This is a genomic window from Siphonobacter sp. (assembly GCF_048595215.1).
Lineage (GTDB): Bacteria > Bacteroidota > Bacteroidia > Cytophagales > Spirosomataceae > Siphonobacter.
Genome location: NZ_JBMDWJ010000329.1, coordinates 16,928 through 27,787 on the forward strand (window position 1 = coordinate 16,928; position 10,860 = coordinate 27,787).

Annotated in this window: 11 protein-coding genes and 1 tRNA gene; 5 read left to right on the forward strand and 7 right to left on the reverse strand. The window is 47.1% G+C overall.

Translation table 11 applies throughout. From position 1 onward, the window contains the following. Positions 1 to 96: 96 nt before the first annotated feature. A complete protein-coding gene (surE, locus tag ACOJTG_RS20570; protein WP_420155532.1) occupies positions 97 to 873 on the reverse strand; it encodes a 5'/3'-nucleotidase SurE in 777 nt (258 codons plus the stop codon). Between the two features lie 77 nt (positions 874 to 950). Between surE and ACOJTG_RS20575 the strand changes: the two genes are divergently transcribed. Next, positions 951 to 1,445 (forward strand): GNAT family N-acetyltransferase, encoded by a 495-nt coding sequence (locus ACOJTG_RS20575; RefSeq protein ID WP_420155533.1) that lies wholly within the window; start codon positions 951 to 953, stop codon positions 1,443 to 1,445. Positions 1,446 to 1,559: 114 nt separating this feature from the next. On the opposite strand, the gene ACOJTG_RS20580 is transcribed toward ACOJTG_RS20575, so the two are convergent. Next, on the reverse strand, positions 1,560 to 2,525 hold the full coding sequence (locus tag ACOJTG_RS20580; RefSeq protein WP_420155534.1) for a rhodanese-related sulfurtransferase: 966 nt from the start codon (positions 2,523 to 2,525) through the stop codon (positions 1,560 to 1,562). 239 nt (positions 2,526 to 2,764) lie between these two features. Here ACOJTG_RS20580 and ACOJTG_RS20585 point away from each other — a divergent pair, with 239 nt between their 5' ends. The 3 genes from ACOJTG_RS20585 (at position 2,765) to ACOJTG_RS20595 (ending at position 4,610) form a co-directional block, all read left to right on the forward strand. Beyond that, a complete protein-coding gene (locus ACOJTG_RS20585) occupies positions 2,765 to 3,376 on the forward strand; it encodes a deoxynucleoside kinase (RefSeq protein WP_420155535.1) in 612 nt (203 codons plus the stop codon). 100 nt (positions 3,377 to 3,476) lie between these two features. Further along, a complete protein-coding gene (locus ACOJTG_RS20590) occupies positions 3,477 to 3,779 on the forward strand; it encodes a DUF7709 family protein (RefSeq protein WP_420155536.1) in 303 nt (100 codons plus the stop codon). Positions 3,780 to 3,881: 102 nt separating this feature from the next. Next, complete coding sequence (locus ACOJTG_RS20595; RefSeq protein ID WP_420155537.1) at positions 3,882 to 4,610, forward strand: DUF3891 family protein; 729 nt, start codon at positions 3,882 to 3,884, stop codon at positions 4,608 to 4,610. 5 nt (positions 4,611 to 4,615) lie between these two features. Here ACOJTG_RS20595 and ACOJTG_RS20600 read toward each other — a convergent pair whose 3' ends face one another. Then, entirely contained in the window at positions 4,616 to 5,524 is a 909-nt protein-coding gene (locus ACOJTG_RS20600; RefSeq protein ID WP_420155538.1) for an exonuclease domain-containing protein, read from the reverse strand. 1,187 nt (positions 5,525 to 6,711) lie between these two features. Beyond that, positions 6,712 to 6,795: transfer RNA gene (locus ACOJTG_RS20605), tRNA-Leu, on the reverse strand. A gap of 131 nt (positions 6,796 to 6,926) precedes the next feature. Between ACOJTG_RS20605 and ACOJTG_RS20610 the strand changes: the two genes are divergently transcribed. Then, a complete protein-coding gene (locus ACOJTG_RS20610; RefSeq protein WP_094808997.1) occupies positions 6,927 to 7,298 on the forward strand; it encodes a DUF3127 domain-containing protein in 372 nt (123 codons plus the stop codon). A 66-nt stretch (positions 7,299 to 7,364) separates the two neighbouring features. Here ACOJTG_RS20610 and elbB read toward each other — a convergent pair whose 3' ends face one another. The 3 genes from elbB to ACOJTG_RS20625 form a co-directional block, all read right to left on the reverse strand. Further along, positions 7,365 to 8,051, reverse strand: a complete 687-nt coding sequence (elbB, locus tag ACOJTG_RS20615) for an isoprenoid biosynthesis glyoxalase ElbB (RefSeq protein WP_420155539.1) — start codon at positions 8,049 to 8,051, stop codon at positions 7,365 to 7,367. Positions 8,052 to 8,122: 71 nt separating this feature from the next. Then, a complete protein-coding gene (locus ACOJTG_RS20620) occupies positions 8,123 to 10,192 on the reverse strand; it encodes a ComEC/Rec2 family competence protein (protein ID WP_420155540.1) in 2,070 nt (689 codons plus the stop codon). 79 nt (positions 10,193 to 10,271) lie between these two features. Further along, positions 10,272 to 10,860, reverse strand: a 589-nt coding sequence (locus tag ACOJTG_RS20625; RefSeq protein ID WP_420155541.1) for a M43 family zinc metalloprotease, incomplete at its 5' end; no start/stop codon positions are given.

Sequence of the window (10,860 nt, forward strand, 5' to 3'; positions counted from 1 at the left end):
AACTTACATGGATATATTTCAAACACTACGGATAATTCAAAAATACACGTTCAATGGGGGAAAAGGAAAGCATCTTTCGAGGAGCGAAACCGAACGTTAAAACTCCCAGCTTTTTAAGTCTTCCAGCGTCGAGTAAGCGGTTAGATCGCACTTACAAGGTACAACAGAAACGTAATTATTCAATAAAGCCCATTCGTCGGTATCGGTACCTTCGTCAAAATTTACGAAATCACCGTCTAGCCAGTAATACGGACGTCCATAGGGATCTTCGCGTTGCTGAAAACTTTCCAGGTAGCGGGCGTCGGCCTGACGGCATACGCGAATGCCTTTGAGCGGTTCCTCCGACTTCGCCGGGAAATTGACGTTCAGAGCGACGTGCTTGGGTAAACCCTTTTCCAGTACCTGACGGGCAATGGCCTGAATGGACTCAATCGTATGCGAGAAATCCGCTTCGGGGTGGTAATCGGCGAGTGAAAAACCAATCGCCGGAATGCCTTCGATAGCGGCTTCCATCGCGGCTGACATCGTGCCGGAGTACAGAATGCTGATGGCGGTATTGCTACCGTGGTTAATACCACTGACGACCAGATCGGGCTTCCGATCTTTCAGAATGAGGTGTTTACCCATCTTCACGCAGTCGGCGGGTGTACCGGTCGTTTCGTAAGCCACGATGGCATCTTTGAAGAAACGGGCTTTCCGGATACGAACGGGATTGTTGATGGTAATGGCGTGGCCTTGTCCGGACTGTGGACGGTCGGGGGCAATGACGATCACTTCGCCCAATTCCTGCATTGCCTGAGCTAGTACACTAATGCCTTTGGCGGTAATATCGTCGTCGTTGGTGACGAGAATAATGGGTTTCTTTTCGGACATAATCTATTCGTAAACTCGCAAAGCTGTCTTTGCAATTTTTAACTTAGTGGCTGGATTGCCTCAAACTTTATTTCGCTATGCTGCACATTCGTACTGCTCAACCGTCCGATGTTTCCACCATTCAATCCATTGCGTATGCCGCCTGGCGTCCTACGTACGGAGCTATTCTTTCCGAGGAACAGTCGCAGTTTATGCTGGACTGGATGTACAGTACAGAAACCCTGACAGAGAGCTTTACAGACCAAACCGTTTTTCTACTGGCTTATGATGACCAGGAAACGGCGGTCGGTTTTGCGGCCTTTGAACTCAAAGAAAATCAACTCGTCAAGCTGCACAAAATTTATTTTCTACCGGATCAGCAGGGGCGGGGATACGGACGTCAGCTTTTGGAGGAGGTATTCCGGCAAGCTCTGCAACGCGGCGGGCATTTTCTGGAGTTGAACGTCAACCGGAGTAACTCAGCCCGTCAGTTTTACGAAAGACTAGGCTTCGAGTTCACACGTGAAGAAGACAACTACATCGGCAGAGGCTACTGGATGAACGATTATGTGTTGAGAAAGGAGTTGGTCTAGTTTACTGTTGTCAGTTTTCGGTTTACAATTTTTATCGATCAGTCCATTCACTCAAATCAATCGGTTAACAATCCCGGTTGGTTGCTTTACTAAAAACTGTAAACCGAAAACTATTTACTCTTTTCTGAAGCTTCCCTGAGCACTCTTGAAGCCCATAACTGGCGTATAATCTTCGAATTTTTTCGGATAATAGCCTTGACCGTTGTACGGACGTTTGCGGGGGTGCGTACGGCAGGCGTCTGAGCAGGCTCCGTCCATGTCCCAGCCGCATTGCTCACAAATGGGCAAATGCTCGTTACACTCAGGGTTCGCACAGTTGACCATTCGACTCGTCGTCGTACCGCACACGTAACAGGTAGAGATGATCTCCGGATTGACGTGATTGACCGGGGCCGTGACCCGGCCATCGAATACGTAGCATTCTCCGTCAAAATTTTCGCCGCCTTCTTCCAGTCCGTACCGGATAATGCCGCCGTGCAACTGGTACACGTTTTCAAAACCCTGGTGGAGCAGATACGCCGAGGCTTTCTCGCACTTGATCCCACCTGTGCAATAGGTGATAATTTTCTTGCCGGAGCCCTTCAGGTGTTCGATCTCAGCTACGTGATCGGGTAATTCGCGGAGGTTCTCCATATCAAACGTAATGGCTCCCTTGAATTTCCCTACGTTATGTTCGTAGTTCGAACGCATGTCGACCAGAACCACGTCGGGGTCATTCATGAGCTGACGAAACTCGTTCGGCTCCAGGTGAACACCCGTTTGTTTGAGGGGATCGACGGGTAAGTCGGAATTGACAATTTCTTCTTTCACCCGTACGTGCAGCTTGTGGAAGGCGTGCTGCTCGTGTTCTTCAATCTTGAACTGGATCGCCGAAAAACGCGGCTCGGCGTGCAGCCAGTCCATGTACCGCTGGCAATCTTCAGCCAGTCCGGATACCGTACCGTTTAATCCTTCTGGTGCCACAATTACCCGGCCCAGCAGATTGTTCTCCAGACAAAAACGGTGGTGTTCTTCCCGATACGCCAGACAATCTTCGATGGGCGTATAGATGTAATAAAGTAAAATGCGATATGCTTTCATAGAATAAGTAGAAGCCACCTGTAAAGTGGATCATTCGGGGGCAAAGGTAAGCTTTTTTGGCCGTAAAAGCAGGTTTTAAGGGCGTAGGTACGGGATTAGAAAAGTTTAAGACCCGGCGTTAATGACATTTTTATCGGTAATTTCTAACCGAACGACGAACTTGCCTAGCCACAAGGCCGTTGCGTTGTATCTTTGTTGCCCCAAAATTTAGTGATCCGTATTCTTAACTTTTTTCCCTCATGCATATTGCCGTTACCGGTAACATTGGAGCCGGGAAAACCACCCTGGCCCGCATGCTGGCCGAGCACTTTGGCTGGGAGGTTTTCTACGAAGCCGTTGAAAATAATCCGTACCTCGCTGACTTTTACGAGGATATGGAACGCTGGGCTTTTCACTTGCAGATTTACTTCCTGCGAAGTCGATTTGATCAGGCCCGGCAAATCATGCATTCAACCAAACGAATCATTCAGGATCGTACGATTTACGAAGACGCTCACATTTTCGCCAAAAATCTGTATCAGTCCGGCTACATGAGTGCGGTCGATTACGAAACGTACTTCTCGCTCTTTCAAACGATGATGGATGTAGTGAAACCGCCGGATCTGATGATCTACCTGAAAGCGGATTTACCCAAGCTGCTTCATCAGATTCAGAAACGGGGTCGGGAGTATGAATTGAATATGAGTGTGGAATACCTGACCGATCTGAATGCTCATTACGAAGAATTTATTGCCAGCTACACCGATGGGAAATTGCTCATTCTGGACGTGAACCATCTGGATTACGTCAATCGGCCGGCAGATTTTGAATTCATAATCAAAGAAGTAGACCGAGCTTTGCTGTATGGTTAATCGGTAGGCCTGATTCGATGCGGATCAGGCTTACTTTTTTAAGGGGGAAAGGTACATCACGGTTAAAATTCCCGCGTATTCCACTTAAACCTATAAAGCTATGGACGAGAATCTTGCCAATATCGACGAGCTGTCCCGAATCAATGAGCAGATTCTGAGGCAACCCGCAACGCCAGCTAAAGAAAGTAAACCCAGCGGAACCCTGGCAACGTTGCTGCACAACATCGACTTGTACAATCTTACGAAAAGCGAAAAAGTAGAAACCGAGTTTCGGGCTGCCATACCCGCTCTGGTGAAGATGGGCCTGTTTTCACTGTTCCCGCCGGAGGAGTGGATGCAGGGAAATAATCCGGGCAGAAAATTCGTCGGACAGGCTGCTCTGGAGTATTTACAGGACCAGTAAACACCTGTTTTTTAATCCAGGCTGAAGAACCCGTTTTTGATCGTATCCTTCAGCCTGGGTATAGCTTTTGTAGTCTTACTGAACTAAACAAAAACGTACGGCATGATTGTTAAACCAACGTCTTCGGGATGGGAGATTATTCATCAGCAGGCTCACGGTATGCTGGCTCTTCAGTTAGCCCTACAGTGGCCCGTTAAGAAGCGGCCCATGCACTGGATCAAGACCATTGTGGCTCTTACCGAACACGATGATGGACAGGAACCCTGGGAAGGCAAAAACCACTTGAATGAAGCGGGAGCACCGCTGAATTTCCAGATGATGGAATATTCTGTCGAGCAATGTCGTAACGTCATTCAAATTGGTCTGGAGAAAAGCCGTTGGAATGCCCTGATGGTCTCCATGCATACGTCATACTTGTACGAACCCAAGCGGGGAGTTAGTAAGGAACTAAACGACTTTCTGGACGAACAAAAACGGAATCAGAAAGACTGGTGTAATCACTACCAAATTACCCAGAAGGAGGCCGAATACGCTTACAGTTTTATCCAGTGGTGCGATGCCTTATCGCTGATCCTTTGCCAGGACCAGATTCCGGCGGGCGAACGTCGCCTGGAAATAAGTCCCGGCCCGGATGGTACCAGTTACTATATCTTTCAACGCAGTAATGGAACGGTTGGCGTGGAGCCTTGGCCGTTTAAGCAAAAGGCATTCACCGTAGAAGTAGAAAGCTATGAGGTAGATCAGATGATCTTTAAAGACGATAAAGAATTATTTAATGCCATGCAACAGGCACTCATTACTGAAGAAAAATGGGTATTCAAAGCCAAATAAACACCTTACAGCATAGCCAGAAATTCTTCTTCATTCAGAATAACCAGCGGAAACCCACGGCTGAGGAGTTCTTCCGCTTTTTTCATTTTGGAAGAGATCAGTTCTTCCCCCACCAACTGAGCATTCTGTTTACCGACGACCATATAATGGGTAGCGTACGAAAGATTTTTCGCTGCAATACCGCCACACTGCCAGACCAGCTGCTGAGCTTCCGTACGTCCCAATGCACTAAGATCACCCGTAAATACGACTGATTTTCCGTAAAACGGGTGTGAATGATTTACTTGTGTATGCAGGTTCGGAATGAGAGGCGTATTTCGCCGCGTACGAGGCTGAGGCTTTAAGGTAGCATAGGTGCCGTCGAAGTTTCGCTTACTTACCTTGGTACGATAAATGAGGTCGTCGAGATCGGCCGCTTCGTGTAACTCAGCCATCCGCAAGGCTAGCTGGGCACAGACCCGGGCATCGTCATCGGCCCGGTGATGCGTGAATGTAAGCTGGTTATAATAAGCCAGGTAACCCAGTGAATGCTTCGGTTCATTGGGCCAGGTGCTACGAGCCATGTCTACGGTACAAGCGTATTGCAGGGCTTGAATAGATAAGTGATAGTGCTCAAATAATCCCCGTAACAGGTTTAAATCATACGCCGCATTGTGGGCAAGTACCGTTTTGCCTTCTAAATAGGGAAGTACTTCTGGCCAAAGCTCATTGAAAGCAGGAGCAAGGGTAAGTGATTCAAGCGTAATCTTATGGACACGTTGCTGATAATAGCCCATTTCGAAGGGATAGGGCTTAATATACCAATGCTTTACATCGGTAATAACACCCTTCTCTATCACTGCAATGCCTAAAGAGCAGGCACTGGATCTGGCATTATTAGCATTTTCAAAATCTATCGCAATGAAATCAAGCATAGGGGGTAATGAGGGAATGATCGCTTCGATGAACACTAATGAGCCAGTATTCAAACTATAACTCAGCTAGTACTAACGATTTTTTTTAAATTAAATTCGGTGGAAAATGCATTCTTTTCGCCGATTACAATAAACCTCATCAGCAAGGCCAATGAGGTTATACTAATCCTTTTTCAAATAATTCGCAAATTTAAGAATTCTACGAGAAAATTCCTCTGATCATTGGATAGTAAATGGATTAACTGTGGATGTACTAATGACATCCTGGTAGAAAAAGCTGTGATAAACGAAGGAAAAGCAAGAAAAGCCCCGCAATAAACCCCTTTCGGAGACCAAAAGGGGTTTGGGTAATACAAGTGTTTACAAGTAAATCAATTAAGACTATACGTCAAATATGATCAATAAATGTTAACAATAGTTTATAATCACTTTATTTTTCATTATTCCTAGCATTTTACTACCAAATGTCAATCAAAAGACTACCATCTTTACAAGTCAGCGTAGAATATTTTACTGAATCTAGAACATCACTTAACTAGCAATAAGCTAATTCTAAATTAGGTAATGATTAAATTAGATCAACATCGTAATGGAATGAGATGAAAATGGGTTTAAAACAAAGGGTGGGTACTCGATATATTAAACCATATTTCTTCTATTTGCTTCAAAAGGCTATGCCATTACCTCAAAAAAGTGCAAAATTATACCAATTAATGACAGATTTGTACAGGAATTAAGATTAACAAACGGCAATATGAATGTCTTGGTTCCCGTTAAGAGCGTTTTATGGATACTGCTAATTGGTTAATTTATAGAGTGTTAAGCGAAAAAGGGTAGGAGCAAGCGTAGCTTGACAATTAGGTACCTTATTCGTGTAGTTAAGTATATCAACCAGTATCGTGAGGCGAATAGGTAAGCTTGCTTAATTCTCTCCCATTAGGAACGTAGTCCCATAGCCAGGATACCGTAAGCGTTGATTACATGGGGTCTTGGTATAGTAACCGAAGCAAACAGAAAATGCTTTTGTAATATTCCTTGGAGAAAGGTAGGAATAAGTTAGAGGTAAGAAGAGTTTAGAGCACAGGTTAAAGCCCCAGAAAGTGCCACATTTTTGGATTTTACTGCTACAAGGCCCTTGAGATAAAGAAAAAACCCGTTCAGATTGCTCCAAAACGGGTTTTTGACTGTGACGTTGGGGAGACTCGAACTCCCATGCCGGAACCGGCACTACCCCCTCAAAGTAGCGTGTCTACCAATTCCACCACAACGCCCCTTGATGAATGTGGTGCAAAAGTATATTTTTTTGAAAGCAAAAGCAAGTCTGGAATGTTATTTTTGCATCGGCGTAGGGCCGGTTTGGTGCCTACATGCTGATAATCAAATCCTCTTATCGAAAAAATAAATGGCATTAGAAATTGAAGGTGTGCTGCAACAAGTGCTGCCGGAAGTGACGGGTACCAGCAAGAGCGGTAATTCCTGGGTAAAACAGGATTTTGTAATCGAAACGGATGAACAGTATCCGAAGAAAGTAAACTTTTCTCTTTGGGGGGATAAAGTAGCTGAATTCAAACAATACACCCCTGGCGATAAAATCAAGGTTTCCTTTAACCTTGAATCGCGGGAATATAACGGTCGCTGGTACACAGAAGCTCGGGCCTGGCGAGTGGATGCGGTCGATACCAACGCCTTTATCGGCGGAAGTGAGCCGACACACATGCCGTCTTCGCCCACCTTGCCTCCGGCCGACAACGATACGGACGATCTGCCTTTCTAGAAGAAGCATCCTACAAAGGGTGGTCAGCTGTAGCTGACCACCCTTTGTTATTTTAGATTATAGAAGCTACCCGATGAACTCGAGTAATCGCTCAACGGCTTGCTTCGTGTTGGCCCGAATGCCTAAAATGTCGGTTTCCATCATGTAACAGGGAGCCGTTACGATTTTTAAGTTAGAATCTACCCAGACTTCTTCAATACTAGCCGGTTTGGCTACAGCTCCTACGCTTTCAATACCCACCGAGAATCCAGCAATATCATAGGGAGATGCTTGTTCGCTCGTTCCCAGCGTAAGCTGAGCGTGGTATTCGCTGCCTTCTAAGGCTTTTGCAACTACTACTGGACTCACGCAGAGTGAAGCAATGGGGACCTGTTTACGAACCGCCGCCAAGATAACGTCTTTGATTTGGGGTAGTACCTGACCAGCGGGTCCGTCGAAGGCCCAGGTAGACAGATTCTTAGCCGCTCCAAAGCCTCCCGGAATCAGTAGACCATCGACTGCATCGAGGTCCAGCTCCATGAGATTCTTGATTTCACCCCGGGCAATGCGGGCGGATTCGACCAGTACATTCCGTTTTTCGGGCATTTCTTCACCCGTCGTATGATTGATCACGTGGTATTGATCGACATCGGGGGCGTAGCACTCGTACACCGCTCCGGCTTCCCGAATTGCCAGGAGGGAAAGCGTCGCTTCGTGAATTTCGGAACCATCAAAAACACCGCTGCCGTGCAGAATAACACCAATTTTTTTCATTTGCTTTCGTTCGGTTTGTACCGCAAATTAATTCAGCTTGCTCCAGCCCGGTAAGATCATTGGGTTATTTTTTACCAGGAGACTACGAAAGCTCCCCGCGTACGAACGTCATAACAAGCAATATTTCGATCACTACAAAACGTTCGCCAGCGTTCGGCCACGCTTCGACTATTGGTAACATCCAGTACAATTTGCTGGACAGGAAATTCACTCAGCCAGTCTGGCGGGTAGCGGAGGGCGTTGTTGGTGATGAGTACAAGGTCAATCGGTTGCTGACTACGTAAAATTGTACGGCGGGGAAGGGGATTCCGAATCCAGAGTACGCGTTTACCCTGCCAGCAGAGGGCTTGTCCAAAAGGAGTGAGGGTTTGTTGTAGCGTATGATGCGTTTGTTGAATACCCCGAGCCGTCCAGAATTGCTCCAAATGAAGTTCCTGCATGCGGCGGTCCGTATAAAGCAGGGAATCAGCAAGCAAGTCTAACATACGACCGTGAATGAAGCTGACCGCCGTATGTTTTTTCAGGTGATGGACCACTAGCCAATGCTGTTTCCGCTGTTGCTGGTAGGCATACAGTTTGGTTGAAGCAAAAATGAAAGCCAGAGCAATACAGAGCCACAAATAGGTTTTCCTACGGGTCGCGAAAAGCAAGAGTAACAGAATAAGTATGCCGTAGAGTAGTACCATTTGAAGGTCCGTAACGATCAGACGATTCCAGCGGGCACCGGGCCAGGTTTCTGTACGAAATACCAATTGATTGAGTAAGCCAAAAGAAAGTTTAAGGCAATACAACAGGAAATCGTTAAGTACGGGTACGAAGTAGAACAACAGGTACAACATTCCCACAATCAATCCTAAACTCGAAAGCCCTAAAACGAGTGGATTGACGAGTAGAAAATACGTTGGGAATTGGTGGAAGTAATACACAGCTAATGGATAGGTTACTATCTGAGCGGCTACCGCTCCGCAGGATAGACTCCAGAGTTCAGCCCAGAGCGGATTGACTGGTTGCCAGAGCCAGTGAAGCCTGGGATACAGGTACAGAATCCCCGCTACTGACAGATAAGACAGTTGAAAGCCCATCTGAAACAAAGCGTAGGGATTAATCACCAGAATCACCAAGGCCGAGAAAGTCAGCGTATTGAATGAATTCCGTGAAAGCCGAAAGGTATCGCCAATGACAAATACACTGAGCATGATCGCCGAACGGAGTACCGGAGCGGACATTCCCGTCAGTAAGGCATAGCCCCATAAAAAGGTAAAAACAATCCCAACGAACACCCACTTCTTGTACGACGAACCTTTGCGTAAGGGTTGCAGAAACCAGCTCAGCACTAAAAACAAAATGCCGACATGCATACCCGATACGGAAAGCGTATGCACCGCCCCCGCAGCCGAATACGCTCGCAGTAAATCACTGTCGAGTTCGTCGCGTACCCCCAGAAGCATGGCCGAAGCAACGGCTAGTTCGTTTCGGGAGGTCAGGTGTTGGGCTAGGAGGGCCGTCGCGGATTCATTAACCTGAAGGGCCAGTTGTACCAAACGGGAAGGTGGACGTTTGCTCAATCGTACAAACTCGCCGACGTGGAGGTACTGCTGGTAGTCGACACCCTGGTATTTCAAATACTGTTGGTAGTTAAATTCATTTGGATTGTGCGGCGGCTCCACGCGTTCGGGGGCTTTCCGTACCAGAAGCTCATCGCCGTAAGCGGGCTTATGTGGAACGTTGCGGTCTATAAAGAGTAATACGTTGCCACGAGCGGGCATCCAGCGGGAATGAATGCGTACCTGTTCTACCTGAGCCGTGACCCGAAACGTATTGCTTTTCGTTTCCACCGCCGAACTCAGTACCGCCCGATAACCTTCAATGGGGCCTGGAAGATGAACAAGATAGTCAGGACGCGTACTATCGTCCGCCTGTGCCGTAAAGAGCCAGCCTAATATCCCGACTGTCACCACACCAGCCGGTCCACTCAGCCAGGATAACTGTTTTCCCAAAAAATGGAAATAGAGGTAAAGGCTTAGGGTGACGAAGCCGGTAAGGACTAGAGCTATTAAGGGCAGTGGAGTCTGCGTATAGAGAATGATTCCAGCCATAAAGGCCAGCGTATACCGAATAAGCGGGTACGAATTCCAGAACATGGGTCAACAAAGAGGTATGCCCAAAGATGGAATTCGTACCCACACGGTACAAAGGAAAGGCGAGTATTTGAGGTAACGGTTACTGCACCACAAGACGCGTACTAAGGGTCTCAGCCCCAGCGGTAAAACGCAAAACATACACGGCAGGAGCCAAATGCACCCCCGAAATCGAAAACAAACTGCTGGGCTGGCTGCTTTGACGGGCGGAGTATACTACATGGCCCTGTAGATCCAAGAGCGAATACTTAATGAGTTGAATGCCCTTGAAGGTCGCTTCAAAGGTGATGGTCTGGCTTCGGATGGGATGGTTGTATACCTTCAGTACCAGCTTTTCGGTTTCTTCCAGCAAATTCGTAGTAGCTACCAGTTGCCGACGACGCGGACTTAGTTCCAGTACTGCCCGTACCCGATTTTTCTGATCCTGTGTGAAGGTATTCATGCAGGCGTCGGGCGAGTAATCAAGAAAATTCTCGATCATGTTTCGGGTACTCTGACCGCTTACGCAGGTTGAATACCGATCATTACAAAACCGCGTGTTGATCGCCGACTCACTGGGTGGGGAATCCTCACAGTAATCCGATCCGCAGTACTGGTCTCCCCAGGTATGAATTAAACCCAGCCAGTGGCCGACTTCGTGCGTAAGCGTACGCCCATAACTGTAGGCTTCG